The 26,140-nt window shown below is 61.2% G+C and carries 22 protein-coding genes and 3 tRNA genes; 7 read left to right on the forward strand and 18 right to left on the reverse strand.

Going from position 1 to position 26,140, the window contains the following annotated elements; all coding sequences use genetic code 11:
* Positions 1 to 30: 30 nt before the first annotated feature.
* Complete coding sequence (gene glyA, locus KEM60_RS00400; protein WP_219105530.1) at positions 31 to 1,305, reverse strand: serine hydroxymethyltransferase; 1,275 nt, start codon at positions 1,303 to 1,305, stop codon at positions 31 to 33.
* Positions 1,306 to 1,603: 298 nt separating this feature from the next.
* Between glyA and KEM60_RS00405 the strand changes: the two genes are divergently transcribed.
* From KEM60_RS00405 to KEM60_RS00415, 3 genes are all read left to right on the forward strand, one after another.
* Positions 1,604 to 1,676 (forward strand) — tRNA-Glu (locus KEM60_RS00405).
* A gap of 27 nt (positions 1,677 to 1,703) precedes the next feature.
* Positions 1,704 to 1,777: transfer RNA gene (locus KEM60_RS00410), tRNA-Asp, on the forward strand.
* A gap of 12 nt (positions 1,778 to 1,789) precedes the next feature.
* Positions 1,790 to 1,866, forward strand: a tRNA-Phe gene (locus KEM60_RS00415).
* Positions 1,867 to 2,496: 630 nt separating this feature from the next.
* Here the strand turns inward: KEM60_RS00415 and KEM60_RS00420 are convergent.
* From KEM60_RS00420 to KEM60_RS00435, 4 genes are all read right to left on the reverse strand, one after another.
* Positions 2,497 to 2,727, reverse strand: coding sequence for a hypothetical protein (locus KEM60_RS00420; RefSeq protein WP_219105531.1), 231 nt, complete (start codon positions 2,725 to 2,727; stop codon positions 2,497 to 2,499).
* A gap of 169 nt (positions 2,728 to 2,896) precedes the next feature.
* On the reverse strand, positions 2,897 to 5,023 hold the full coding sequence (locus tag KEM60_RS00425) for a co-chaperone YbbN (protein ID WP_219105532.1): 2,127 nt from the start codon (positions 5,021 to 5,023) through the stop codon (positions 2,897 to 2,899).
* 205 nt (positions 5,024 to 5,228) lie between these two features.
* Complete coding sequence (locus KEM60_RS00430; protein ID WP_255574079.1) at positions 5,229 to 6,635, reverse strand: cytosine permease; 1,407 nt, start codon at positions 6,633 to 6,635, stop codon at positions 5,229 to 5,231.
* A 497-nt stretch (positions 6,636 to 7,132) separates the two neighbouring features.
* The gene (locus KEM60_RS00435) at positions 7,133 to 7,672 is read right to left on the reverse strand and encodes a GNAT family N-acetyltransferase (protein WP_219105533.1); all 540 of its coding nucleotides are present in this window, start codon (positions 7,670 to 7,672) and stop codon (positions 7,133 to 7,135) included.
* A 320-nt stretch (positions 7,673 to 7,992) separates the two neighbouring features.
* On the opposite strand from KEM60_RS00435, the gene KEM60_RS00440 reads away from it, so the two are divergent.
* Positions 7,993 to 8,643: a GntR family transcriptional regulator gene (locus KEM60_RS00440; protein ID WP_219105534.1), complete on the forward strand. Its 651-nt coding sequence runs from the start codon at positions 7,993 to 7,995 to the stop codon at positions 8,641 to 8,643.
* An 11-nt stretch (positions 8,644 to 8,654) separates the two neighbouring features.
* Here the strand turns inward: KEM60_RS00440 and KEM60_RS00445 are convergent, their stop codons facing one another.
* The 13 genes from KEM60_RS00445 to KEM60_RS00505 form a co-directional block, all read right to left on the reverse strand.
* Complete coding sequence (locus KEM60_RS00445; protein ID WP_219105535.1) at positions 8,655 to 9,197, reverse strand: hypothetical protein; 543 nt, start codon at positions 9,195 to 9,197, stop codon at positions 8,655 to 8,657.
* Complete coding sequence (gene flhA / locus KEM60_RS00450) at positions 9,172 to 11,220, reverse strand: flagellar biosynthesis protein FlhA (RefSeq protein ID WP_255574080.1); 2,049 nt, start codon at positions 11,218 to 11,220, stop codon at positions 9,172 to 9,174. The genes KEM60_RS00445 and flhA overlap by 26 nt, the downstream gene beginning before the upstream one ends.
* 95 nt (positions 11,221 to 11,315) lie before the next feature.
* On the reverse strand, positions 11,316 to 12,548 hold the full coding sequence (locus KEM60_RS00455; protein ID WP_219105536.1) for a flagellar biosynthesis protein FlhB: 1,233 nt from the start codon (positions 12,546 to 12,548) through the stop codon (positions 11,316 to 11,318).
* Between the two features lie 6 nt (positions 12,549 to 12,554).
* Positions 12,555 to 13,412, reverse strand: coding sequence for a flagellar biosynthetic protein FliR (locus tag KEM60_RS00460; RefSeq protein ID WP_219105537.1), 858 nt, complete (start codon positions 13,410 to 13,412; stop codon positions 12,555 to 12,557).
* Complete coding sequence (fliQ, locus tag KEM60_RS00465) at positions 13,409 to 13,681, reverse strand: flagellar biosynthesis protein FliQ (protein ID WP_219105538.1); 273 nt, start codon at positions 13,679 to 13,681, stop codon at positions 13,409 to 13,411. Before fliQ ends, KEM60_RS00460 begins: the two co-directional genes overlap by 4 nt.
* Before the next feature lie 7 nt (positions 13,682 to 13,688).
* Positions 13,689 to 14,702 carry a flagellar type III secretion system pore protein FliP gene (gene fliP, locus KEM60_RS00470; protein ID WP_255574082.1) on the reverse strand — a complete coding sequence of 338 codons (1,014 nt, stop codon included), beginning with the start codon at positions 14,700 to 14,702 and terminating at the stop codon, positions 13,689 to 13,691.
* A complete protein-coding gene (locus KEM60_RS00475; protein WP_219105539.1) occupies positions 14,695 to 15,231 on the reverse strand; it encodes a flagellar biosynthetic protein FliO in 537 nt (178 codons plus the stop codon). Before KEM60_RS00475 ends, fliP begins: the two co-directional genes overlap by 8 nt.
* Positions 15,228 to 16,271, reverse strand: a complete 1,044-nt coding sequence (gene fliN, locus KEM60_RS00480; protein ID WP_219105540.1) for a flagellar motor switch protein FliN — start codon at positions 16,269 to 16,271, stop codon at positions 15,228 to 15,230. The genes KEM60_RS00475 and fliN overlap by 4 nt, the downstream gene beginning before the upstream one ends.
* 38 nt (positions 16,272 to 16,309) lie before the next feature.
* Entirely contained in the window at positions 16,310 to 17,176 is an 867-nt protein-coding gene (fliM, locus tag KEM60_RS00485; protein WP_255574084.1) for a flagellar motor switch protein FliM, read from the reverse strand.
* 73 nt (positions 17,177 to 17,249) lie between these two features.
* Positions 17,250 to 17,729 (reverse strand): flagellar basal body-associated protein FliL, encoded by a 480-nt coding sequence (gene fliL, locus KEM60_RS00490; protein ID WP_219105541.1) that lies wholly within the window; start codon positions 17,727 to 17,729, stop codon positions 17,250 to 17,252.
* Between the two features lie 10 nt (positions 17,730 to 17,739).
* Positions 17,740 to 18,606, reverse strand: coding sequence for an OmpA family protein (locus KEM60_RS00495; RefSeq protein ID WP_219105542.1), 867 nt, complete (start codon positions 18,604 to 18,606; stop codon positions 17,740 to 17,742).
* Position 18,607: 1 nt separating this feature from the next.
* Complete coding sequence (locus KEM60_RS00500) at positions 18,608 to 19,384, reverse strand: motility protein A (protein ID WP_219105543.1); 777 nt, start codon at positions 19,382 to 19,384, stop codon at positions 18,608 to 18,610.
* Position 19,385: 1 nt separating this feature from the next.
* The gene (locus tag KEM60_RS00505) at positions 19,386 to 19,640 is read right to left on the reverse strand and encodes a flagellar FlbD family protein (RefSeq protein ID WP_219105544.1); all 255 of its coding nucleotides are present in this window, start codon (positions 19,638 to 19,640) and stop codon (positions 19,386 to 19,388) included.
* Positions 19,641 to 19,988: 348 nt separating this feature from the next.
* On the opposite strand from KEM60_RS00505, the gene KEM60_RS00510 reads away from it, so the two are divergent.
* The 3 genes from KEM60_RS00510 to KEM60_RS00520 all read left to right on the forward strand — a co-directional run bounded on the left by KEM60_RS00510 (position 19,989) and on the right by KEM60_RS00520 (position 26,114).
* Positions 19,989 to 21,809 (forward strand): alpha/beta hydrolase, encoded by a 1,821-nt coding sequence (locus KEM60_RS00510; RefSeq protein ID WP_219105545.1) that lies wholly within the window; start codon positions 19,989 to 19,991, stop codon positions 21,807 to 21,809.
* A gap of 672 nt (positions 21,810 to 22,481) precedes the next feature.
* Positions 22,482 to 24,221: an alpha/beta hydrolase gene (locus KEM60_RS00515; RefSeq protein ID WP_219105546.1), complete on the forward strand. Its 1,740-nt coding sequence runs from the start codon at positions 22,482 to 22,484 to the stop codon at positions 24,219 to 24,221.
* Positions 24,222 to 24,245: 24 nt separating this feature from the next.
* On the forward strand, positions 24,246 to 26,114 hold the full coding sequence (locus tag KEM60_RS00520; RefSeq protein ID WP_219105547.1) for an alpha/beta hydrolase: 1,869 nt from the start codon (positions 24,246 to 24,248) through the stop codon (positions 26,112 to 26,114).
* Positions 26,115 to 26,140 lie beyond the last annotated feature (26 nt).

Raw genomic sequence — 26,140 nt, forward strand, 5'->3', positions numbered from 1 at the left:
TCGGCGCAGCTCTGCACGCAGTTTCTCAGCTCACGCTGTCAGCGAGGGGTACAGCGGGTGAGCGGCGGCGACGGCTTCGACCCGGGCACGCAAGGCGTCGGCCTCGGCGTCAGTGAGCCCAGCGTGCAGGGCACTGGCAATGATGTCGGCGACCTCGCGGAAGTCGTCTTCCTGGAGCCCACGCGTCGCGAGGGCTGGCGTGCCGATCCGCAGGCCAGAGGTGACCATCGGGGGCCGCGGGTCGTGGGGGATGGCGTTGCGATTGACGGTGATGCCAATGCGATGCAGCTGGTCTTCGCCCTGCTTGCCGTCCAGCTCGGAATCGCGCAGGTCGACCAGAACGAGGTGGACGTCGGTGCCACCGGAGAGAACTTTCACGCCGAGGGCGGCCATGTCTGGCTGGGAGAGCCGCTCGGCGAGGATCCGCGCGCCATCGAGAGTGCGCTGTTGACGCTCGATAAACTCCGGGCTGGCCGCGACCTTAAAGGCCACCGCTTTAGCAGCGATGACATGCTCCAGCGGGCCACCCTGCATCCCTGGGAACACTGCAGAGTTGATCTTCTTGGCCAGGTCGGCGTCGTTGGTCAGGATGATGCCGCCACGAGGCCCGCACAACGTCTTGTGGGTGGTGGACGTCACCACGTGGGCGTGCGGCACCGGGTTGGGGTGCAGGCCAGCCGCGACAAGCCCCGCGAAGTGGGCCATGTCCACCATCAGATAGGCGCCAACCTCGTCGGCGATCCGCCGGAACTCGGCAAAGTCCAACTGGCGAGGGTACGCCGACCAGCCCGCGATGATCATCTTTGGCCGACGCTCGTGAGCGAGCCGCTCCACCTCAGCCATGTCGACCCGACCGTGCTCGTCGACGTGATACGCCGCAACGTCAAACATCTTGCCGCTGTAGTTGATCCGCATTCCGTGGGTGAGATGCCCACCGTTGGCCAGGTCAAGGCCGAGGATGGTGTCACCGTGCTTCAGCAAGGCGAAGTAGACGGCGGTATTGGCCTGCGCCCCAGAGTGCGGTTGGACGTTGGCGAATTCCGCCCCGAAGAGCGCCTTCACCCGGTCGATGGCCAACTGCTCCACCACGTCGACATGCTCACAACCGCCGTAGTAGCGCCGACCGGGATATCCCTCGGCGTACTTGTTGGTCGCCACCGAACCCTGCGCCTGCATCACTGCGACCGGCGCGAAGTTTTCCGAAGCGATCATCTCCAAGGTCGTCTCCTGCCGCTCGCGCTCGGCGTCGAGAGCAGCGGCAATGTCGGGGTCGACGGCGGCAAGCGGAGCGTTGAGCAGATCCATGTCGCCATCCTCCCATGCGGCACCGACGACGCGAGAGGTCCTCCGGCCATTGAATGAGAGACAACTCCTGGGCTCAGGAAGGACGTGCGGACAAAAATATGGACTCAACAGAGGTATGTGGCTCTTGGGGCGATCGAGACCCCAGCGACAGCCAACCGACAAACCCACAGGTCAGAAGCGGCTCCCGCCGCCGTTTTGCAGTTCCGCCAACAGTCCCATATGCTTTCTCAAGTCCTCGACGGATCCGATAGCGGCTCGCTAGAGGCGACGGTCCTGCGGGTGACACCGCACCATATAGGTCCCCATCGTCTAGCGGCCTAGGACCCCGCCCTTTCACGGCGGTAGCACGGGTTCGAATCCCGTTGGGGATACGCAGTACAAGCAGTACCTCTTTACGAGGCCCCGTAGCGCAGTTGGTTAGCGCGCCGCCCTGTCACGGCGGAGGTCGCCGGTTCGAGCCCGGTCGGGGTCGCTCATTATGCAAGGCCAGGTAGCTCAGTTGGTACGAGCGTCCGACTGAAAATCGGAAGGTCGACAGTTCGATCCTGTCCCTGGCCACCACCCAAAACCCAGGCAGAGTTCCTCTGGCCTGGGTTTTTTTTATTGTCGGCGCACGGCGTTGTGTTGGCGGATTGACACTCAATGCCCATGAAACCCCTCCTATGCCCGCACGAGTGCCCTGAACGCGAGCACTCAGAGCTGGTCGAACGGACAGAGTGAGCCACCGGGTCATCGTGGAGCGCAAGAGGACAGCTGAAGGATCGGGCCAAGGCTGGCCGCAGTGCTCTGGTTGGGGTGGGTAGCCTAGAGCGGCTTGGTGCGATCTGCGCAGGGCTGGGGATTGATCGATTGGGGAAGTGATTGATGCAAAGGTTCAGGGCGAGCGATCGTGCGATGCGGTTCGACGCCGAGAGCCAGCAGCGCAGTCCGAAGACACCGTGGTCCGGTGATCACTCGCGCTATGACGAACCCCTGGCGCTACGAGAAGGCGGCGCGGTGAGGCGGCGGGTGGCGATGGTCCTGGCCGGGTTGATGGTGTGTGGGATGACTGCTTGTGGTGGGGGAGGCAACATGTTTGGTGATGAGCCGAATACGCCGGTGGCGGTGTCGGGTTTGCCGTCGGATCCGAAGGACGCGTTGCAGGAGTTGCGGCGTCGGTTGGTCGGTGAAGGGGTCGCTATCGCGAGGGGTTTAGCGTTTCCGGTGCAGCGAGCGGTTTTCGCGTTTGAGGCGGGCCGCAATCGCAAACTGCGCAAGGCGAATCTGTTCATATCGTTGGGGGTGTTCCCGCAGGAGCAGTGGCCGGCAATCCACCAACGCCAACGGACCATGCACCCCACACACCCCCACCAACCGATCCTCCACCCACCGCCCAAACCCACGCTCCAACTCAGCAATGTCGATGTCGATGGTGTTTGTCATGATGTCTGCTCCTTGAAATGGTGCTGTTGTACGTGATGCGAGGATGTCGAGCCGCCTGACGGATAGTCCGCGGCTCCTCTGGGACACCGACGGTGGCGACGTCCCAAAGTCGAGATGACACCAGGTGCGGGACACGATGTGCCCCGCACCTGGTCCTACCGTGACGGCGTCAGGACACCGACGCCCGACCCTCAGAAGAGTCGACGGGGTACTTCGTGCTGAGCATCTTGTCGATCCAGGCGGTCATTGCAGGTTTGCCGACAGCGCCTTCCAGCGGGTCGATAACGGTCTGCACCTTGCCGTTGTAGATCACCATCATCGTCGGGAGTTCACCACTCACCCAGATGTTGTTGTCATACAACAACTCACGCGCCTGGTTGTTGTCGTAATCCAGGTTGGCCAAAGTCCACTTGCCACCACTGGCTTTAGCGAGATCGGCAGCCAGCGTGCCATGGCGACGCGAACCGCTGGACCAGCTGTCGTCGTGAACCCGCAATGCCACCGGGTGACGCTTGGAAATCGCCAACATGTCGTTCCACGACGTGCCATCGGTCACCGTCATCGTCGCTGGGTCGGTCGCAGGAGTTCCACCCTTGATGACCTGATCAATCCAGGTGTTCAGCGCATTCTTGTCGCCGTCGTACCCGGCGCGACGCGCTGTCTCCTTGCCGTTAATGATGGATACCAAGGTGGGGAACCATGGCTTGCCGTACTTCTCCCACAGCTTCGGATACTTCGTCCCATCCAAACGCCCCACAAAGAAGGCACCATTGCTGGCCTTCAGCTTCGCTTCGAGAACGGGCGCCATCTGCTGGCAAGGAATGCAACCGTCCTTAGAGAAATCAAGGATGAACGGTGTCTTCTTCGACCGAGCGATCAACTCGTCGTAGTTTTTATCCGTGACCTCGATGAAACCAGCATGCGACGGCTCAGACGGATCAGCAGGATCGGCGGGGTCACTCGGGTCCGATGGGTCAGGGTCGGGTGCCGGGTCAGGGTCCGGCGCTGACGGCGAGAACCCGTTGACCACACTGTCGATATAGGTCTTCAGCTTGGCTTTATTGTCATAGCCGACTGACCGACCCTGTGGGGCTTCCTTGCCGTAAGTGAACGGCACGAGGGTGGGGTACGCATTGACGCCCAAGACATCCTTGGCGTCAGAGGTATCAGCATCAATGATTCCCAATACCCACTTACCGTTGGCCTGCGCGGCGAGTTCCCGGATCACCGGGTCCATCTGCTGGCAAGCGTGGCACCATGCCGGGGCAGTGACCAGGAAGAAAACCGGCCGTTTGCTGCTTTCCTTTTTCAGCTGGCCGAAGTTTGCCATGGTGACGTCAATGACAGATTCTCCAGCTGGCGTCTCTGGCTCTTCTGGCGCGGGATCTGAAGCCCCAAAACCGTCAATGACGCCGTCCAGATACTCCTTCAGCTGTGGCTCATCGGCATATCCGACGTAGCGGCCCTGGGGAGCTTCTTTACCGTGGGTATACGCAATCGTCGTGGGGAAACCTTTGATGTTGAAGTAATTGCCCACATCGGTCTTGTCGTTGTCGACGACTGCCAAGATCCACTTGCCTTTGGCTTGCTTGGCAAGGCGGGTCACCACTGGCTTCATCTTCTCGCAGTAGCTGCAGCCCTCTTCGGTCACCCAGAAGAACACCGGCCGTTTGGTGCTCTCCTGCTTGAGCTGCTCAATGTTGGCCATCGTCACGTCGACGATCGGACCGAACGATGGAGCTGACGTCCCCGGGCCGCCCGGGTTGCTCGGGGTGGTGGGGTTACTCGGGGGGGTGGTCGGTGTGGGGCTGGGCTTGGACGGCTTGAAACCCTTGAGAATGTCGGCGATAAATGCCTTCAGCGGCGCCTCGCCGCCGTAACCCTCGTGGCGGCCCTTCTTGGCTTCCTTGCCGTTGGTGTAAGCGATCGTTGTCGGGTAGCCCTCAACCTTGAAGGCATCCTTGGCATCTGACGTGTCGACGTCGATGATCGCTAGAACCCACTTGCCCTTCGCTTCCTTGGCCAGGCGGCGAATCACAGGGTCCATCTGCTGGCAGTAGTAGCACCACGCTGGGGCGGTCACCACGAAGAGGACCGGACGTTTGTGGCTCTCTTTCTTCAGCTTGTCCAAGTTCGCCTTCGTCACGTTGACGATCGGCGAGTCGGCCAGATCAGCTGCGGCTGCAGTCGCAACTTGTTCAGGTGTGGACGCAAAAGCCACATCAGTGACCAGTCCACTGCACATCACCACACCAGCAGCAAGGAATGCGATAGAACGACGAGGTCTGATTCTCACGGCTGTTCCCTTTCTGAATACATTTCTGTCGGTGACATCTCACGAAAAGCTAGGATCGAGAGAAGCGGCCAGGGGACCAGGACGTCCAGGGACCACCTCGTTGATCGCTCACCTCCATCTCTTCGAATGGACGCCGTCACCGCACCATGTGCGCCGCAACGGAAGTCGACTCGCACTTCGGAAAAGCTTTACTGCAGGAAAGTTGTCAAGACCAATGCCTTATCAAAGGCCGGATGTTGGCGCCGCGGGCCAGGCCACACCGTCCCGCCAGGACATACACCCCGAACGCCACCACCAGGGAAGTCAACGAAGGAATATTCCATCCCCACAAAAACTCCGGATACTCCATCGAGATCCGCCCCGCAAGATAACCCAACACCCACGCCAACAAACCAGCAGGCACCACCATCGGCACCACCGCCGGCAACTCCCCACGCTCACGCGACTCCGCCAACTCCACCCGCCACGACCGACACACGAAATAATCCGCGATCATGATCGCCGCAATCGGCGGACACACCACACCCAACTCCAACAAAAACGGCTGGAACAACTTCGCAAAACCCACCGCCGACAACACCGCACCCAGCGCACCCAACCCCAACGCCACACCAGCACGCGGCAACCGAATCCCCGCCAACACATCCACCGCGTTGACCACACCCAAACTCGACGGGTACAGATTCCAGTCATTCACCTTGACAATTGAGACCACTAACACCAAGACGCCAAGCACCCCAGATGTCGACTGAATAATCCCGACGACAGCTCCGGCATCTCCGGGAATCGTCACCTTCAGTGCGTGGGCCAAGAGTACGCCGATCACACCGACGAAATACTCACCCAAAGTCACACCCACCACGGTCTGCTTGACCACGTCAGCCACCGACCGGTTATACCGCGACATATCCGGGGTAAAAATCGCCCCAACGATAAACCCACCAGCAACGAACGTCGTTGCCGCAGCCAACGAAATCGGCTGACCTGACGGACCCGAGGAGAACAGCGCCATTCCCTGGTCGGAGAGCACTTTGGAGACGGACCAGACGCAGACCAACAGGAACGCTGGTACGGCGATCCACGCAACCCAGGACATCGCCGCAAAACCCAGAGTGACCACCGCAGTCACGACCAGACCACCAACGATGGCCCAGATCCACATGGGGATGGCGGGGACCAGGGAGTGCAGACCCTCAGCGAAGACCGCGTTCTGCACCGCGAACCAGCCGACCAAGGACGTCGCCATCACCAAACCCACCAACGCCGACCCGACAGTCCCAAAACCAGACCACCGTGCCAACACCGACGTTGACAACCCCTCCTTCACCCCAGCGATCCCCAAGAAGATCGACACGACCTCCAAGATCACCGACCCCAACGTGATCGCGATCATCGCATCCCAAAACGACAACCCCACACCAATCGACGCAGCCAACATGAACTGCGCCAACGCAGACAACATCCCAAACCGCTGCATCGCCACACTGACCCACCCATACCGGGCAGATTCAGGGACCCGCACCAACGAAAAATCGTCGTGGAGTGTGATGAGTGTTTCTTCTGAAGATGGGGCCCCAATCATCGGGTCCTGGGAAGTGGGAGTAGCTGCCATGACATCCCTCCGGCGAAGAACTAGACGAGGAACGAAGATAGATGATCCTGAAACCACATCAGTTGGCGACAGACTCCAATTGCGCTCTCGTCAACGATGTGCAGACAAGAACACGTCACGGTCTTCATATGAAAATCGACACGGTTGTTACCGCGTCGATCACAAGAAGCCCGCCACCCCTCGTTGTTTTCCTTTCTTCGCCTGGTTCATAGACCTGGCCGTGCAGATCACCACAGCCGTAGGGAGTGCTATGTCGCTATTCGCCCGGAATGCTGCTCCGACCGCTCTCCCGATGGCCACATTTCATGGCATTCAGGAAGACGGGCCGGGTTCACCCCGCGCGACACAGCAGAGTCAACTACGCGCCCCCCAAGGAGGGGACCAGGCACAGGTAAACAGTTCCCCCGGTTGTCCTTCGATTCAGTAAGTACACAGCCGGACACCGGTAAAGCCCCGCGTCAGCTGACACGGGGAGTCTCGCTGAGACCCAATAGGGTTCACATCTGGAGGATGGGTAGTGGGCTGCGCATCGGCCAGGGGTCGCTCACCAGACGCCCATAGGTGAGGACGTCAACTCGCTGCCCCTCGGAGAAGAACTTCCCTCGTTCGATCCCTTCCAGGATGAAACCAGCCCGTCGGGCAATTGCTCCAGACGCCAGATTGTCAGCGCGATGCCCGAGTTCCAGCCGCTCCAAGCCCCCGTCGGTCAGTGCCCAATCGGCGACGCTGCGCACCGCGAGAGAGGCCCACCCTCGGCCTCGATGGGAGACATTCATCCAGTAGTACAGCCAGGCGCGCCGATCGGCCGGGTAGACGTCCAGCCCCACCATGCCGACGAGAGTGTCCAGGGCGTCCACCACGGCGACTCCGTGATGTTCGGCGCCGATCTGGGTGTACGTCCGGATGTAGCGCTGCGCTTCATCGATATCAGTGACTCGACCCTGACGGATCATCGCCGGATCTGCGCTGAAGGCCACCAGCACCGCGGCCGCGTCTTCATCGCGAATTTTCCTCAGGGCCAAGCTATTACCGGTCATGGCGCGCATGATGGCATGTCCCCCTCGACCCCAGATGCGCACCCCCTGCGACGGGGCTGCCCGCTGGGCCCTCTTCGCCTCGCAGGCATCCCGTGATCACACCGTCACCGGCTGTCCCAATCACCGGTCATAGTCGGTCGATCGACCCTTAAAAACCCCCTCCCACCTGCGAACTTAAGATTGCAACCCGTGGTCCTGACAGGTACCTTCATAGGGACGTCTTAGATGCAACGGTCCGGCTGTCCCATGACGCTCCACCGACTGCAAGGCGTGTGTGAGGGGGACGATCAACTCAGCACCACACGACGTAGGAGGGAAAGATGGACCGGCAACAGTCGGCCACCGATCGCGCCTATGCGGACACCCGAGCCAAGATCTTGGACGGCACCCTCGCCGGAGGCGATGTCATCACCGAAGGACAGGTCTCCACCGCATTAGGAGTTAGCAGGACACCAGTACGCGAAGCTTTCCTGCGCCTTCAGGCGGAAGGCCTCCTGGAGCTGTACCCCAAACGGGGCGCCGTGGTCGTCCCTATTTCACCGGACGAAGCTGTCTCACTCTCCGAAGCCCGGGAATTAATCGAAACTTTTGCCATCACTAAGCTCCTCACCGAAAGCGACCGCGCCCCCCGTAACCTCGTTGACCGGCTGTGGGAGCTGCTGACCGAACAATCCCGACAGCTTCGGGCCCGAGATCTTCCCGGATTCGTCAGCACAGATGGAGATTTCCACCTTGAAATCGTCACCGCAGCTCAAAATGCCCACCTGACCAGGCTCTACTCAGCGCTCAGGGATCGCCAGCACAGATTAACGATGTCCCATGCTGGACACCCAGCGTTGTCTTTCGAACGGATCATTGAGGAGCACCACAAACTGGTCAAACTCTTAGAGGACGGCGATTTAGACGCCGCGCTGAGCGCCGTACGATCGCATGAACGACCACTGCGCAAGGAGGCCGTCCGCAGTCGGTGAGCCTCGCTCGGTCAGGCTGCCGACTGGTCGGCGCGAACCTCGCCAACCACGGGCTGCACCCCGGCCTGCGATACTGCCGGGATCGCAGCTGGTTCCACCGGCTCCACCGCGAAGGGGTCGCCCGGAATGGGGTGCCCTGACTCATCATGTGGGTCAGAGACGATCCGCCCCGACAAAGCGTCCTGGCGAGCCATCGCGTGAAACGCCTGCTCTGGTGGAATCTCCACGACTGCCTCGACTTTCGGCGGCCGCACCGCCTCCACGACGGCGTACACCAGATGCGACAGCAGCCAGGCAACGGCTAGGGCGGCGAACACCCGCATCATCAACGCATCGAAAGCGAGCCCACCAGCCTGGTACGTCGACAGGCTGGGTAAACACATCACCATCGCCAGCAGCACCACCACCGCGAATGGCACTCCTTCGGGGGCGGTTTCTACGACGAGCTGCGCGCGAGTGCCCTCCTCAGCTTGGCCTTTCTTTCCTCGGCGGCCCTTTTTGCCGCCTTTGCCGCCCTGAGCGGCGGCCTCAGGCTGCCGTGACTTCTTGGACATTCACCACTCCTGCTGTGACGAGGGTGAGCTGACCACCCAGTTCGGCGTAGGACAAGACAGGTAGTCGGGGTGAGGTCGCTTCGACGACCCGACGTACCGGAAGACGTAGTGGTTGGGCGCACACCAACACTGCGGGCTCCCCGGCGGCTTCGTTTTCCGCCGCTAGGCGAGCGGATTCCATCGCGATCCGTTCGGACAGCATCGGGTCGAGCATCAAGAAGGTCCCGGAGTCACCCGCCCGCAAGCATTCCAATAGCCGCTGTTCCAGCATCGGATCAAAGGTGATCACGTTGAGTCGAGAATCGACGGCATGGGACATCGCGATCGCCGCGCCTAACGCTCCGCGGGCTGCTTCGACCAGTCCGTCGGCATCCAAGCTGGTCTTGGCCCGCAACGACATCGCTTCGAAGATGCGCACCAGGTCACGGATGCAGACCCGTTCATCCAGCAGCGCTTGCAAGGTGCGTTGGATCTCGCCGAGAGACAACGGTTGCGGGGTGAGTTCGTCGATGACCACCGGGTGGTTCTGCTTGACGATGTCGACGAGCATTTTGACGTCTTCTCGACCCAATAGTTGCGCCGCATAGGTGCGCACCACTTCCGCCATGTGGGTGGTGATGACGGAAGACCGGTCGACGACGGTCGCATTAGCCAAGGCGATATGTTCACGCAGTTCGGCTGGGATCCATTTGGCATCCAGACCGAAAACCGGTTCTTTGGTGACCATGCCGGGCAGGCCGTCCAGGTCTTCACCAATAGCCAACACCATTCCGGCGGGAGCCTGACCACGGGCGACTTCCACCCCATGGACTTTGATCGCGTAGTGGCGGGGTGGCAGGTCCAGGTTGTCGCGGGTCCGCACGAGCGGCACCACGATGCCAATCTCTTGGGCGAGTTTGCGGCGCAGGGCGCGTACTCGATCGAGCAGGTCACCGCCTGAGGAGGCGTCGACGAGGTCGATGAGGTCGTAGGCGAGTTCCAGCTCAAGGGGTTCGACCCGCATGTCCTGGGCGATGGCGACGGGGCTGTCCTTCTGCGGCTCGCGGGGCAGCTCAGGTTCAGCTTCAGTGACCTCAGGTTGGGTGCGCGGATCAGGCAGTCGGGAGGCGATCAGCAGCGCGAGACCGCCGAGGAGGAGGAACGGGACCTTGGGCAAGCCAGGCACCAGTCCGACGACGATGACAGCGCCACCAGCGAGCTGGATGGCTTGGCGTTGCCGGGCAAACTGCCCCAGCAAGTCGGTGCCCATATCGTTTTCGGTGGTGGCGCGGGTCACGATCAGGCCGGTGGAGATAGACAGCAGCAGTGCCGGGATCTGCGAGACCAGACCGTCACCGATGGACAGCAGCGAGTACGTCGTCACGGCGTCACCGATGGGCATTCCGCGCTGCACGACCCCGACGATCAATCCGCCGATGAGGTTGACCAACGTGATCACGATCGCGGCGATGGCATCACCTTTGACGAACTTGCTGGCACCGTCCATGGCGCCGTAAAAGTCGGCCTCGGAGGCGACTTCTTTACGGCGGCGTCGGGCTTCGTTTTCGTCAATCAATCCTGAGTTCAGGTCGGCGTCCACGGCCATCTGCTTGCCGGGCATCGCATCGAGGGTGAATCGGGCCGCGACCTCAGCGACACGGCCAGCTCCGTTAGTGATGACGACGAACTGGATGACCATCAAGATGACGAAGACGACCAGCCCCACGATCAAGGAGCCACCGACGACGAAATGCCCGAAGGCGTTGATGACCTCACCGGCGTACCCGTCGAGGAGGACCAGTCGAGTCGCCGCGAGGTTCATGGCCAGCCGGAACAGGGTGGCGATCAGCAGCAACGAGGGAAAAACTGCGAAGTCCAAAGGTTTGGTCACCGCGAGGCTGACCAGCATGATCAGGATCGACAAGGTGATGTTGAACGCCAACAACAGGTCCAGCAAGATGGCCGGCATCGGCACGACCATCATCACGACGATGCCGATGATGACGGCCGGTACGCCTATCTGGGCTACCCGATTCGACTTCACGTGACCTCTCGAACGGCTCGTCGCCTGCGACGTCCATGTCCTGACCTGCCTCCAGTCGGCATGGGGGGTGTCGACCTGAGGGTGGGGGCGGCGCCTCAGCCGAGCAGGCCTCTCTCCTGGTCACCTTCCACTGTCGCCGGATCGGTCCCGACCTGCGTAGAGTCCTCAGTGTCAGCGTCCGGGTGGGATCCCAAGCCCAACGCGGCGTCGCTGAGGTCGTCCGGAATGTCCTGCCCGTCAGGATGATCGACCGGACTGTCGTGGGTGCCTGCGGCTTTGCCCTGCTCGTCGAGGAAGAAGACGAAGGCAATGACCTGCGCGATCGTGTCATACAACTCGGGGGGGATGAACTGCCCCACCTCACACGTCTTGTACAGCATTCGAGCGACGAGTGGGTCACGCACCATCGGTACGTCGTACGTCTCCGCTTCTTCACGGATGCGATCCGCGACGTGACCGGCTCCTTTGGCCACGATCTGGGGGGCACCACCGCCACTTTCATAGGTCAAAGCGACTGCAACATGCGTGGGGTTGACCATCACCACAGTCGAGGACTTGACTGCCGCCATCATCCGACTGCTGGCGAGTTCGCGAGCGCGTTGTTTGCGGGCAGCTTTTGCGTGGGGGTCGCCTTCCTGCATTTTGGATTCGCGTTTGATTTCGTCTTTGGTCATCATCAGTGATTTGTCGACTCGGCGTTTTTCCATGAACCAGTCGGCGCCGGCGATGATGAGGCCAGTGATGGCGACGAGGCGGAGGATGTTCATTGCGGCGTCGGCGCCCATCGATACGATCGCGGACAGCTGCCACCGTCCGGTTCCGGTGATGGAGCTGACTACTCCGGCGGTGACCTGATAGGCCACAGCGCCGAAGACGACGAATTTGATGAGGGTTTTGGCGAGGGTCCAGAGGCCGTGGGCGCCCAGCATGTTTTTCAACCCGGGGATGGGGTTGAGTTTTTTCCATTTGGGTTTGAAGCGTTTGGGGGAGACCATGACGCCGCCTTGGACGACGTGTCCGAGGACGCCGAGCACCATGCAGGTCAGGACGAGGGGCGCGACGGTCCGGCCGAAGCCGAGGACTGCTTCGTGGAGGATGGGGGTGAGTAGGTTGACGTCTGGGGTGCGGGTGATGTGGGTGGCGTGCCGGAAGAGGGATTCGAACGTCTCATGCAAGGCCCCGACGGTATAGGGGCCGAGTCCGACGAAGGCGAGGACTGTCAACCAGGCGGATAGGTCTGCGGTGCGGGGGACGTTGCCTTCTTCTTTGGCTTCGCGGCGGCGTTTGGCGGTGGGCTTTTCGGTTTTGCTGTGTTTGTCTTCAGCCATCAGTCGTCACCCCCCGAGGAGCTTGCTGAGGGGACCCATGTGGCTCATGGCGTGATCAACGATGGTGGCCACTGCCCCGGGCAGCAGTGACACGGCAACTCCGGCGAGTGACACGGTGAGCACAGTTTTGACGGGGAAGGCGAGTTGGAAAATATTAAGGCTGGGTACGGCGCGGCTAACCAGTCCCAATGCGATGTCGGCCAACACGAGGGCGAGGACCACGGGCCCGGAAATCTCGAGGGCGGATACCAGGAAGCCGCTGAGTCCGTCGACGAGTCGTCGGACACCGTCGCCGAGGGCTGGCGGGTGGATTGGCGCGATCTGGAAGGAGCCGACGAGGCCGCGCAGCAGCAGCAGGTGTCCGCCGGACGCGAAGAGCATCGTCGTAGCCACCAAGTATTCGATCCGGCCGAAGACTCCGCTTTGGGTGTTGGACAGTGGATCGAGCAGTTGGCTCATGGTGAACATGCTGAATAGGTCGATCAGGTCGCCGGCGGCTTGGATCGCGGAAAACAGCAACAGGACCATGAATCCCATGAGGGCTCCGGTCGCGAGGTGATAGAGGACCGCGGTGACGAGCACTGCCATATCTGTGGTGGGGGCTGCCCCGGCCAGCATCGGGGTGACGGGGACTGCCATCGCCGCCGCGAGGCTTCCTTTGACACGCATCGGCACGGAACGGCCAGCAAACGGCGGGGCGATGACCAAGAACGCCAAGATCCGTCCCATGATCAGCAGGAATGTCACCAGCAGGTCGTACGGCGCGTTGATGTTGACTCCGCCGCTGGCAGCCAGCGATGGCAGGTCCGACCCTGGTGTGAGGACACCGGACAGGGGCCCGTCCACACCGGTGGGGAACGTCATGTCTTCAGCAGGGCCGGGAGGTCAGCGAACAGTTGCCGGGTGAATCCGACCATCTCACCCATCATCCAGTTGCCAGCCACGAGCAACACGATGGCGATCGCGATGACTTTGGGCACGAAGGTCAGCGTCATTTCTTGCACTTGGGTGACCGATTGGATCAGCGAAATCGCGAATCCAATCACTAAGCTGACCAGGAGGATCGGTCCAGCCACTTTAGTGCCCAGCACCATGGCTTGCACGGCCAAATGCATCACGTCGTTGTCGGTCATGGCTCCCCTACCGGTAACTAGTGACGAGGGCGGTGGTGATGAGGGACCAGCCGTCGACCATCACGAAGAGCAACAGTTTGAACGGCAACGAGATCATCACTGGGGGCAGCATCATCATGCCCATGCTCATCAGGACCGAGCTGACCACAAGGTCGATGATGAGGAACGGGATGAACACTACGAATCCGATGATGAAAGCACTTTTCAGCTCGGTCAGGATGAACGCCGGGATGAGTGTCTTGAAGTCGGTGTCTTTCTTATTTTTGGGTTGTGGCGACTTGCTCATCTTGATCATCGTCTGAAGCTCGGTGTCACCGGTGTGGTTGGCCATGAACAGCCGTAACGGTTCGCCGCCTCGATCTACAGCGGTGTTCAATTCGATTTTGTTGTTGAGGTAGGGCTGGACGCCTTGGTCGTTCATTTGGGTCAGCACCGGGGACATCACGAAGAGGCTGAGAAAGAGAGCTAACCCGGCGAGGACTTGGTTCGGCGGGATCGTAGGGGTGCCCAAGGCGTTGCGGGTCAGGGACAGGACGACGGCGATCTTGGTGAACGACGTGCACATCAGCAACAACGCTGGTGCGACAGAGAGCACCGTCATCAGGATGATGACCTGGACCACTTGGGTGCGTCCGGCGGTGCCACCGTCGATGTCCACGTTGACCCCGCCCGAGCCGGGAGACCTGGGGGCCCGCACTGTGGGAGTGGGGATGCCTGGGTCGGCGGGGTGACGACGTACCTCCGCAGCGGGGAGAGCCACAGCCTGGGCATAGCCTGCGGAGGCTGGTACGGCGTACGCCACTGGACGGACCTGGGCTAGCGATGATCCTGCTGAACTGCTGCTGACTGGGAGGTCGTTGTCACCCACTGGCACTGTATGGGTGGCGGTCCTGGGTGTTGGGTCCTGATGCAGCATCCCCATAGCTGGGCCGACGCTGACCGCGAACCCGACGCTGAGCAGGCCTGCGAGGAGCAGCCGGCCCCGGATCCGGCGAGGACGACGGATCCACGGTTTATTCACGATGCCTCCCAATGCGTGGCGGCATACTCAACAGCCTGGTCGCCAGGGCGCGTGCCGAGTCACCGTGGCGTTCAACGTCCTGCTGATAGGGGGTGAATCCGTTCTGTTCGATCAGGCGGGTGAAGGAATCGTCATCAGACGTGGGCTGGGTTAACGCATGGTTGCTGGGGACAGATTCGTCGCGGCTCGGCTCCGGCCAGGCATACATCGAGAGGTCCTCGGTGATCGGTGACGCCAGATCATCCTGAGTGAGCTCGCGCTGGGTGAGTTCGCTCAGAGTAGTGACCTGCGTGTCAGTCACGCCTAAGACCAAGACCCGGTCAGCGACTTGCACCACCGTCAACCCGGCGTGCCGGGACAACGTCTGCCGCGACAGGACGGTCACCGGGACAGGAGCCGGACGGGACCGGGGGCCATGACCACGCTGCCGTCGTTCCAGAGCACGAGCTGCCCAGACGATGATCGCCAGGACCACCGCCAATGAGACCACCGTCCGGATCATCAGGACGACGGTCGACCCGTCGCTCACGCGCTGACCCGCCCTTCCCCGTCTGGAGTGACGATCTCGGTGATCCGGACAGCGAACTCTTCATCAACAACGACCACTTCACCGTGAGCGATGAGCTTGCCGTTAACCATCACGTCGACGGGCGCCCCTGCGGCGCGATCCAGTTCGATGATCGATCCGGGAAGCAACCCCAGGATCTGCTGCACCGGCATCCGGGTCCGTCCCAGTTCGACTGAGACGCCCATCATCACGTCACGCAGCAACTCGATCCGGCGAGGATCAACCGAATAGGTGAACGCGCCACTCAACGGCGCCAAAGCCATCGCTGGCGCATCTGTGGGACCGTGTGGATCCCGCGGTGGTGGTGGCACATACACCCCTTGACTTACCTGTCCTGCCGGCTGACCTGGCTGGCCTGTTTGCTGCTCAACGCCGCTTGCTGAAGGCATTCCTCCGGCTGACGCTTCTGCATCGGCCGCAGCAGCCACATCTGCGCCGGACGCCGCTCCCTCGCTGTCAGCCCCATCGACAGTGCCGCCCTCAGCGTCGCCCGCAGCCTCTGCCTCGGCAGCTTCAATTGCAGCAGCGAGCTGGGCTGCCGCGCCCTGACCGGTCGCCTTGGCCGGCAACGTCAACAACATCGCCGCGAGGGTCTGGCCTTTGAACAGCCCGACCACGTTGCTCTCGTCGGCTTTTTCCAACGCGTCAAAGGCGTCGGTCATGTGGATCTGGCCGGATTTAAACTCCCCCAACGACCCCTTCAAGGCGTCCAAGGTCTCGGCGAGCGCCTTGGTCCATTTATCGCGGGCTTCGGTGCGGTCGAGGATTTCTCCGGTGGCATGGTCGATGAGGCCGGTGACGATGAGGACGACGGTGCCGACGTTGCCCGCGTCTTTGAGGACGCACTCGATGCCGTAGGCGCCACCGGGCAGGGACAGCGTGGTCGCCTGCAGGGCGGACAACGCTTCGAGGGTCAGCTCGGCGGAGTCCGCGAAGTGACTCGGCAACGCCTCGGCGGCCGCGAGGAGAGCGGCGTCGAGTTCTTCGTTGAGGGAGGTCATCGGGGGTTCCTTCGCGGGGCGGCAGTGGGTTTCGACACTTAGAGGGCGATGATCTGGCAGGCCAGGCGGCTGCCGTGGCTGCCGGGGACGGCTGAGCCGACGGGGATGCCGTCGGCGGACAGGGTCAGCGGTTGATTCGTGGGGTGGCGCAGCGGCAGGACGTCACCGACCTGGAGGTCAAACACTTCGGCGCTGGTCAGTTGGATGGGTTCGAAGGCGACGGTGACCACGACGGGTACTTCGTTCATCCGGGAGTGCAGGGCTTTGGCGGCGGCGGCTTGTGCCCCGGTGAGTTCCTGGGGTTTGGCTTTGAGGACTTCCAGAACGGGGGCGACGGTGGAGACCGGGATGCACAGGGTGGCGGTGGAAACCTGGTCGCCGATGCGGATTTCGAATTCGGAGACCACCATCGGGTCTTGGGGTGGGGCCAGTTGGAGGAGTTGGACGTCGGACTCCAGGGACTGGACGTTGGCTTTGACGTGGGCGAGGGTGTCGAAGGCGTAGGTGAGTTCACGCACGATGCGTTGGACGACGTTGCGGACCAGACCAGCTTCGATGTCGGACAACCCCCGGGAGGGTTGTTCTTCGGTGCCCGGGCCGCCGAGGAGTCGGTCGATGATGCTCATCACGATGTCCATCGGCATCTGGAAGACGCCGTCCCCGCCCATCGGGGAGAACTCCAGGACAGCCAGGAACGACGGGTTGGGCAGGCTGCCGGTGTATTCGTCGTACGTGAGTTGTTTGACCTCAGTCAGTGCCGAGTGACCGACGATGCGCAGTGTGGTTGACAGGACGGTCGCCATCTGGCGGGCGAAGGTCTCGTTGACCATTTGGAGGGCCCGTACCTGCTCGCGACTGAACCGGCTGGGGCTCCGGAAGTCATAGAGGACGGGAGTACTGTTCACGATGCCTCAGATCGGCTGAAATGACCTGCACCTGAGACGAACACGACGAGTTGAGGGGCACTCATCCCTGACCTCACTGCATCACGAAGTCGGTGAAGTAGACCTTGAGCACTTGACCCTCGTAACGCTCTTTGACCTCCTTGGTCAGGTCTTCCTGGGCCTTCTCCTTGTTCTCAGGCTTGAGGAGCTGCTGCATGGTGTAGTGCCCCAGGACTGAGATCGCGGCGTCCCTGGCTTTTGACCCGTCGAAGGCCTTGAGTGCTTTCTCGCCGCCAGCTTTCGTGGTGGCTTCCTCAGACAGTTGCAGCGCCAACTTCATCTTCAGGTATTTGCCGTCAGACAGGTTCAACGTCATGTCGTCAGTCAGGGGAACCACTGCGCCCATTTCTTTGGCAGGGTCTTTCGGCGCTTCCTGCGGGGCCATCATCATCTTGAAGACCACCCCGGCTGCGATCATCACGACCAGCGCTGTCGCAGCAATCACGATGAGCATTTTCTTGTTACCGCCCTTGGGGGCTTCGCCCTCAGCGGCGTCGTCTTTGTCCTTGGCCATGGGAGATCTCCTAGTGGGTGGCGGTGACGATCGGGGTAGGTGAGGCGACAGCGCTGGGTGACGCCAGCGGTTGAGTGACATTGGCCATGACCACCACGGCGACCCGTCGGTTACGAGACCGGCCGGAGTCGGTGGCATTGGAGTCGATGGGGCGCTGATCGCCGTACCCGGCGAGCGTCAACCGGTTCTCTTCCAACCCGTCCTTGACCAGAACCTGCAGCACCGCTGCCGCCCGTGCGGTGGATAGTTCCCAGTTCGACGGGAACTGGGCAGTGCGGATCGGCACGTTGTCGGTGTGACCCTCGACAGTGATCTTGTTGGGCAGGCTCTTCAGACTCGGCGCGATCAGGTCAATGACTTTGGCTCCCGCTGAGCGGATCGATGCCGTCCCCGTGTCAAAGAGCACCTTGTCAGTGATGATGTTGACCACTAAGCCCCGCTCATCGGTGACCATCTGCACCGCATCTTTAAGTCCCTTCTGGCTCAGCTCCGATTCGAGCTGTTTTTTCAGCTCGTCCAGACGGGACTTCTCCGCTTCCTGCGCTGCTTTGCGGGCCTGCTCGGTGGCGATCATCTGCGCCGCTTTCTGCGGGTCAAGGTTTTGGCCCTCGGTCGCTGGCGGCTTGTTGTTTTGCATGATGCCGTCCGACCCCGTCTCGGAGCCGCCGTACCCATTGAGTACGACGGAACCGGCACCGCCGAAGGCTTGGTTGGCTCCTTGGGCGAACTGCACGAACTTGGCCTGATCGACCTTGCTGACCGCGAACATCACGATGAACAACGCCAACAACAAGGTGAGCATGTCGGCGTAGCTGATCATCCACCGTTCGTGATTAGCATGAGGCTCAGGCTCGGGAGCTTTCTTCTTCTTTGCCATGTCAAGCGGCCTTCGCGTCCTTGCCCTTGCCCGCCGATGCTGGCAGGGAGCTGCGCAGTTTCTGCTCGACGACGCGCGGCGACGTACCGGCGGCGACCGCGAGGACACCCTCGATGATCATCTCCATGTTCTTAATTTCGAGCTGGCTGAGCCGCTTCAATTTCGCTGACAGCGGCAACCAGACACCGTTGGCGATGAACACACCCCACAACGTGGCCACGAACGCAGACGCGATCATCTCGCCGAGCGCTGCCACATCGTCCAGGTTGCCCAGCGCGTGGATCAGACCGAGGACAGCACCGACGACACCGATGGTGGGGGCATAACCGCCCATGGCCTCGTAGAAGGCCACACCGATTTTGTCCTGGTCTTTCTTCGCATCGATCCGCATGTGGAGAAGTTCTTCGATCTCAGCGGTATCGGTGCCATCCACTGTCATCTGGATGCCTTCTTTGAGCAGTGGATCCTCAATCTCTTTGGCCATGTCCTCCAACGCGAGCAAGCCTTCACGGCGGGCCCGGTCAGCCATTTTTACAATGACGTCGACGAGTTCACTGCCATCGGGGGCCTTCGCGGTGAAGGCTTTTTTCAGGTCCTTCAACGCGGTCGCATACTCCGACATCAGCAGACCACCGGCCGAGGCGCCGAAACCGCCGACGAAGATCAACACCAGCGGGGCCGGCAACATCAGGTGCCCGATGGCCACACCGTCCAGAATGGCGGAAAGAAACACCGCCACTGTGACCAGACCCACGCCAACCAGGGTTCCGAGATCCATGTCAGGCCTCCGTCGTCGAAACCGAGTGCAATCGCATCGGGGCCGGTGGGGCAGAGACGACAGGCGAAGTGGATGCTTTCAACACTGCCGCGCGGAAGGCGCAGACTTCAGTGATGACTTGATCGACTGATTCAGTGATGATGTATTTCGTCCCACTGACGAGAGTCACCACGGTGTCCGGGGTCGCTTCAACCCGTTCGATGAGGTCAGGGTTGAGCGCGAACGTCGTCCCGTTACGACGAGTCACAGTGATCATGGATCATCCATCCGTGGAGTCAGGGGCACGCAGCCGCCGTCCGGCTTGCGCACGTCCTATCGACAGCCGCCCAAGTGAGCTGAGCTGCGGGCCACCTGGGCCGCATGCGACCCCTCACCGGGTTTTTCCAGGGATCTTCCTGAGATTTCGCTGAATCCATATTGGTTGACCAGCGGAGTTGCCCCGAGTCGTCGAAGTATGAGAAAGGGCCTGATAGCTGGCCTCTTGGACGCCAGTACACTTCGACACCAAGCGAACTCGCCTCCACTGTCGTTTGGTGCTGAGACGGGAACATCGCGTCCGCACCAAGACGGCATCGACCGTCGACGCTCTCAGAGAGGCCCTCACGTGCGCGCTACTCTCGCGGTCCTGGCCACCACGGCCATGCTCATCCCCACGTTGTCTGTCACGGCGTTCGCCGCACCCAGTGCCGACCCCACCAGCAGCATCCCGCCGAACGCGCCCACCGCACCGGCGCTGCCTAAGGCTCCGGAAGGCCCCACCGGAAAGCCCACCAGTTCCGCAAAGCCCACTGCTTCAGGCACTCCAACCTCCGGCGCCCCTACCTCGTCAGCTCCCAGCACTCCTGCAGGTCAACCGGACATCTCCAAGCTTGCTGGTCCGAAACTGAAGTGGGCGCCCTGCGAAGGCAAGCCTCAGCTGCAGTGCGCCACCACTCTCCTGCCACTGGACTACTCCAAGCCCACCGGACCCAAGATCGAAGTCTTCGTCGCCAAGAAGGTCGCCACCGGCAAGAACAAGAAGGGCGCCGTCTTCATCAACCCCGGCGGCCCCGGCCAGCAATCGTCCCGGAAGGTCATCTCGTTCGCGGAGACCATGGGCAAGCCCGTCACGGACCAGTACGACGTCATCGGCGTTGACCCGCGCGGCGTCTACCCCACCGCGCAAGCCCGTTGCTGGTCGATGAAAGATAAGCCCGATTACAACGCGCCGAAGTTCCCCCTGAACGAGGCCGAAGCCAAGAAGATCATCATCAACGATGACTTTGAACGAGCCGCCTGCGACAAGACCGGCCGCCCCATCATCGATCACATGTCCACCGCCAACACCGCCCGAGACATGGAGATGATCCGCAAAGCCCTCGGTGAGAAGAGCCTCAACTATTACGGCGTCTCTTACGGCACCTACCTCGGCGCGACCTACGCCGCCCTCTTCCCCAGCACCGTCGGCCGAATGATCACCGACGGCGTCGTCGACCCCATCGCTTGGTCCACCGGACGTGGAAAGAACGGCTCGGAAGCACCCGTATCGGCACGCATGTCCGACTCCCCCAAAGTCACCCTGGACACGCTGAAACTGGTCTTCGCGGAGTGCAAGAAGGCCGGGCCTAAAGCCTGCCCCCACGGCGACGTCGTCGAGAAAGACTGGGAGAACACTCTCGCCCTACTCAAGAAGGGACCGGTGAAGAAGGACGTCGACACGATCACCTATGACCAGACCGTCGGCGAGGTCCTGTCCTCCTTGTACGACCCGGAGTCGTACCCCTCGATGATCGAGTCGATCCACGACATGTGGGAGCGGCTCAACAACAAGAAAGAAAAGAGCGACAAATCGCTCTCCAAGACTGCAGAGGAAGCCCGCAAGCGGGCCCCGGGCGGAGTGCCAGATGCCGCCAATGCCAAACCAGACAAGGTCAACTGGGGCGCACCTGGTCAGGAAAAGCCGATCGAACCGAGCACCCCTCCCGCCGAGGGAAGCAAATGGACCGACACCTTCGGCATCGAGGGGGTCATGTGCGTCGACACGCTCAACTCCAAAGACCCGATGAACTGGTGGCGCTACTCCAACACCGATGAGGCGAAGAAAAACCCCTTCGTCGCAGCTTGGGCATGGTCCTCCTCTATGTGCGCCAACTGGGTCGGCCACGACAAGCACGCCTACCGGGGCCCGTTCAACATCAAACCGGCAAACCCGCTGCTGGTCATCGGCAACACCCATGACACGGCAACCCCCTTGGCTGGCGCCAAGGCTCTGGCCGAGCTATCCCCCGGCGCCCGCCTGCTGACCGTGGACGCATTCGGCCACGCCGGTGTCAACAAGAGCACCTGTGCTCAGAAAGCGCTGCAGGACTACCTGCTGCAGGGAAAGCTCCCCGCAGAAGGCACGGTATGCAAGGCCGACAAGCCGATCTTCCCCACCAAGAAGTAACCCCCTGAGCCACACCTGAGGGTGGTCCCGGCCTGCTCAGGCCGGGACCACCCTTTTTACCCCCTCTGTACTCGACCAGAAATGATGCGAGGCGCACCCTAGCCTCAGCCCTGGCTATGCGAATGCTCATCACCATCGCCCCTAGGACTTGATGCGCAAGGCCGATAAACGCCTCTTTCCCCTCACAAATAAGGACGCCACGCTCGGGATAGAGGATCGCATCAGTGATGCCACGTCAAAGGGCAGCCCACATCCCCCGGGTGCCTCAGTGCAGCCCGGCGTCCACCGCCACCTCCCACGTCGGAGCGCCACGGGGTGAGCCGAGGCTGCACTGATTGCGATTGATGAATATTTTAGGGTAGGTAAATTCTTGACATAAAAGTAGCAGCGTCAGTAGCGGTCACCCTGATGCGCGCACTCCATCAGCAGGCCTACCACCTTGCAGGCCCTACACACTCAACGTCACGCGTGCCGCTTCAACCCATTCAGCCGGTATTGATCTTCCTCTCATGATAAATACGGTCAATCGTCACGGTACCGTAATGAGATATCGTAAACGATCGTTTAATTTTCCGCTAAACTCCTTCAAGTCGGATCCGATGCTCCTCGGATACTCGGAGGATATCGCCATCCGGCGAGACCTCATTGCGTTTCCCATTGGAGGGGCTTTTCGTGCGAGCGACCATTGCCGTACTCGCTGTTTCGGCGATCATTATTCCCACTGTTAGCGCTACTGCATATGCCGCCTCCCCTGCGCCGGCACGTGCAGCCAATAGTGCCGCTCCCGCAACTAAGACTGTAGACATCTCTAAGGCCAAGGTACCTACACTGGCCTGGAAATCCTGCGCCGGCAAGGACCTCAAAGGGCTCCAGTGCGCTACCGCACTACTCCCCCTGGACTACAGCAAACCCGACGGCGACAAAATTGAGATTCACGTCGCTAAAAAAGCTGCCTCCGGAAAGAAAAAGGGTGCCATATTCACTAACCCTGGCGGGCCTGGCATCCTCGCATCTGCTCAACTTAATGACTTCGCATCAATCCTGGGTAAAAAGGTTGGCGAGGAGTACGACGTCATCGGCATGGATCCCCGCGGGATTCATTCAGCAACCGCAGCAAAGTGCTGGAGCGACCAGGCAGCTCCCCAGGGTGAATCGGTGCGATTCCCGATCACCAAGGAGCAAAGCCATCAGCGGCTCACTCACGACCGGTTCTATCGGGCCGCTTGCGACAAGACCGCCCGCCCCATCATCGACCACATGTCCACCGCGCAGGTCGCTCGGGACATGGAAATGATCCGCAAAGCCCTCGGTGAGAAGAGCCTCAACTATTACGGCGTCTCCTACGGCACCTACCTCGGCGCGACCTACGCCGCCCTCTTCCCCAGCACCGTCGGCCGGATGATCACCGACGGCGTCGTCGATCCCATCGCTTGGTCCACCGGGCGCGGCAATGAAGGCGAGACCACCCCCGCGACCGCACGGATCGGGTCGATCGAGGGCTCAGCAGAAACATTGAAAGCAGCATTCGCTGAGTGCAAGAAAGCTGGCCCGAAGGCCTGCGCCAACGCAGCCACCGTTGACAAAGAATGGGACGAGATCCTAGAAACCCTCAAGAAGGGCCCCCTGACCGTAGGTAAGGAAACTCTTACCTTTGACAGTTTTATCGGCGACGTGGCAGCGACGATGTATGACGAGCGCGGTCTCAGGGATGTGATGAGCTCGATTCATTCCACGTGGGAGGCGATGCAGAAAAAACCTGTCGCTAGCGGGACCACCACCAGCCCGAAAGCTACAACTACATCGAAGCCCGCCGCCCCGACGTCCACTGCGACAGGGTCAGCTCAAGCCAAACCGGTGAAGGAAGTCGCTGAAGAGACCAAGAAACGTGTCATGGCCAAGGCGCCCTTCGGCCTACCGGCCGCTGATAAGCCGGTAGCACCTGGGAAACCCGCCCCAGCGAAAGCTGCGTGGTCTGATGCCCCAGGATTGAACGCAGTCCTGTGCGTGGACACCAAGAACCCGAAAGACCATAAGGCCTGGGACAAGTACAGCACTCCGGCAGAGTTGAAGCGGAATCCGTTTGCCGCGAACTGGGCGTGGGGTTCCTCAGTGTGCGCAGGCTGGCCCGGACAGGACAAGAACATTTACCAGGGCCCGTTCAACGTCACACCGGCAAACCCGCTGCTGGTCATCGGCAACACCCATGACCCGTCGACGCCATTGAGTGGCGCCAAAGCGTTGGCGTCGGTCTCGCCAGGGGCTCGGCTACTCACCGTGGACGCCTTCGGACATGTCGGTGGCAATAAGAGCAGCTGCGCCGCGAAGGCCATCGAGACCTACCTGTTGGCAGGCAAGCTCCCCGCGGAAGGGACGGTCTGCAAGGCCGACAGCCCGCTGTTCCCGACCAAGTAATTCCATGACGATGAGGCAGCCTCGGTGACTTCACAGTCCCGGGCTGCCTCCGTTTTCCTCCCCTCCAACGTGAAGGAACCCCTCGTGCGGATCTCCGTCGCTGTGCTCGCCGCCTCGGCGATTATGGCCCCGATATGTGTCACCACCGCTCATGCCGCTTCTCCGGCCCCGTCTGGCAAGGAAACCAGCAAGACCGCCCCAGCAAGAGGGGCCCTAGACCTCTCCAAGGTCACCGTCCCCACCTTGGCGTGGAAGAACTGCACCGATAAAGATCTCAAGGGCTTTCAGTGCACGACGGCGCTGCTCCCCTTGGACTACAGCAAGCCCCACGGTGACAAAATTGAAGTCACCGTCGCCAAGAAAAACGCCACCGGAAAAAAGAAAGGTGCCATTTTCACTAACCCCGGCGGGCCTGGTGAAGTCGCCACTAAGAAGTTGAAAGAATTTGTGGGGATCCTGGGCAAAGAGGTCAACGAGAGTCACGATATTCTTGCCATTGATCCGCGAGGAATTGCCGGATCAACAGAAACAAAGTGTTGGAGCGATAAAGCCGCACCGAAGGGTGACGATATCCGGTTCCCGATCACTTCGGAGCGAGTCTCACAAAAACTGGCATACGACGTGTTCTACCGGGACGCATGCGCCAAGACTGCCCGCCCGATCATGGACCACATCTCCACCGCGCAGGTCGCTCGGGACATGGAGATGATCCGCAAAGCGATGGGCGAGCAGAAGCTCAACTACTACGGCGTCTCTTACGGGACGTACCTGGGCGCCACCTACACTGCGCTTTTCCCCCACACCGTCGGACGGATGGTCACCGATGGCGTCGTCGACCCGATCGCCTGGTCCACTGGTCATGGCAAGGACGGCGACAACATCCCGTCCACACTGCGCGGCGGTGCGGCAGATTCCTCCCTCGACACGTTGAAAGCTGCCTTTGCTGAGTGCAAGAAGGCCGGGCCGAAAGCCTGCCCTCATGGCGCCACGATCGAGAAGGAATGGGACGAGGTCTTGGAAACCCTGAAGAAGGGTCCTTTCAAAGACGGTAAGGAAACCCATACCTTCGACAGTTATGTCAGTGATGCCGGGGTCGCACTGTATGACAACCAGGGCATCAGGGACCTCTTCGCCTCCGTCCATCACACCTGGGAAGCGATGACGAAGAAGAACGGCAAATCCACGACCCCCGCGACGGCCCCGGCTCACCCGAAGGCCACCACGGGTCAAACCAACCCGAAGGCCACCACTCCGGCCGCTCCGAAGCCAGAACCCACGTCAGCCACGCCTGCCGCACCGAGCAATCAGACTCCGGTGAAACCCCTGAAAGAAGCTGCCCAGGAGGCCAAGCAGCGAGCCATCGCGAAAGCTCCGCTCGGGCTGCCCGCCGCGGGCGCGACGGCAGGCAAGCCGGTCGCGCCAGGCAAACCGGCCCCCAATAAACCAGCATGGTCGGACTCACCTGAGCTCTTCGCTGTGCTGTGTGTCGACACCAAGAATCCGAAGGATCCCAAGGCCTGGGAGAAATACAGTACGCCTGAGCACGTCAAGAAGAATCCCTTCTTGACCTACTGGGCGTGGGGTTCCTCGGTCTGCGCGGGCTGGCCTGGACAGGACAAAAACATCTATCAGGGCCCATTCAACGTCACACCGGCAAACCCGCTACTGGTCATCGGCAACACCCACGACCCCTCCACCCCCCTGAAGAACGCTCAAACGTTGGCGAAGCTCTCCCCGGGCGCCCGTTTGCTAACCGTAGACACCTTTGGTCACGTGGCTGGCAACAAAAACATCTGCGCCGCGAAAGCCCTGCGTTCGTACTTCATCAATGGCACCCTTCCTGCTGAAGGAACCATTTGCAAAGCCGACGGCCCACTGTTCCAGTCCACGTAGCCCACATCAATGGCACCATCCTTGTC

Origin of the sequence: Austwickia sp. TVS 96-490-7B, from assembly GCF_019331795.1 — a bacterium.
In the GTDB taxonomy this organism is placed as follows: Bacteria; Actinomycetota; Actinomycetes; order Actinomycetales; family Dermatophilaceae; genus Austwickia.

Excerpts from the sequence above, each read along its gene's own strand:
- KEM60_RS00420 (WP_219105531.1), bottom strand. The coding sequence starts at position 2,727 with ATGACAAACACCATCGACATCGACATTGCTGAGTTGGAGCGTGGGTTT.
- KEM60_RS00435 (WP_219105533.1), bottom strand. The coding sequence starts at position 7,672 with ATGACCGGTAATAGCTTGGCCCTGAGGAAAATTCGCGATGAAGACGCG.
- KEM60_RS00430 (WP_255574079.1), bottom strand. The coding sequence starts at position 6,635 with ATGGCAGCTACTCCCACTTCCCAGGACCCGATGATTGGGGCCCCATCT.
- KEM60_RS00460 (WP_219105537.1), bottom strand. The coding sequence starts at position 13,412 with ATGACGTTCCCCACCGGTGTGGACGGGCCCCTGTCCGGTGTCCTCACA.
- KEM60_RS00500 (WP_219105543.1), bottom strand. The coding sequence starts at position 19,384 with ATGGATCTCGGAACCCTGGTTGGCGTGGGTCTGGTCACAGTGGCGGTG.
- KEM60_RS00505 (WP_219105544.1), bottom strand. The coding sequence starts at position 19,640 with ATGATCACTGTGACTCGTCGTAACGGGACGACGTTCGCGCTCAACCCT.
- fliL (WP_219105541.1), bottom strand. The coding sequence starts at position 17,729 with ATGGCCAAGGACAAAGACGACGCCGCTGAGGGCGAAGCCCCCAAGGGC.
- fliQ (WP_219105538.1), bottom strand. The coding sequence starts at position 13,681 with ATGACCGACAACGACGTGATGCATTTGGCCGTGCAAGCCATGGTGCTG.
- glyA (WP_219105530.1), bottom strand. The coding sequence starts at position 1,305 with ATGGATCTGCTCAACGCTCCGCTTGCCGCCGTCGACCCCGACATTGCC.
- KEM60_RS00440 (WP_219105534.1), top strand. The coding sequence starts at position 7,993 with ATGGACCGGCAACAGTCGGCCACCGATCGCGCCTATGCGGACACCCGA.
- fliN (WP_219105540.1), bottom strand. The coding sequence starts at position 16,271 with ATGACCTCCCTCAACGAAGAACTCGACGCCGCTCTCCTCGCGGCCGCC.
- KEM60_RS00445 (WP_219105535.1), bottom strand. The coding sequence starts at position 9,197 with ATGTCCAAGAAGTCACGGCAGCCTGAGGCCGCCGCTCAGGGCGGCAAA.
- KEM60_RS00495 (WP_219105542.1), bottom strand. The coding sequence starts at position 18,606 with ATGGCAAAGAAGAAGAAAGCTCCCGAGCCTGAGCCTCATGCTAATCAC.
- KEM60_RS00455 (WP_219105536.1), bottom strand. The coding sequence starts at position 12,548 with ATGGCTGAAGACAAACACAGCAAAACCGAAAAGCCCACCGCCAAACGC.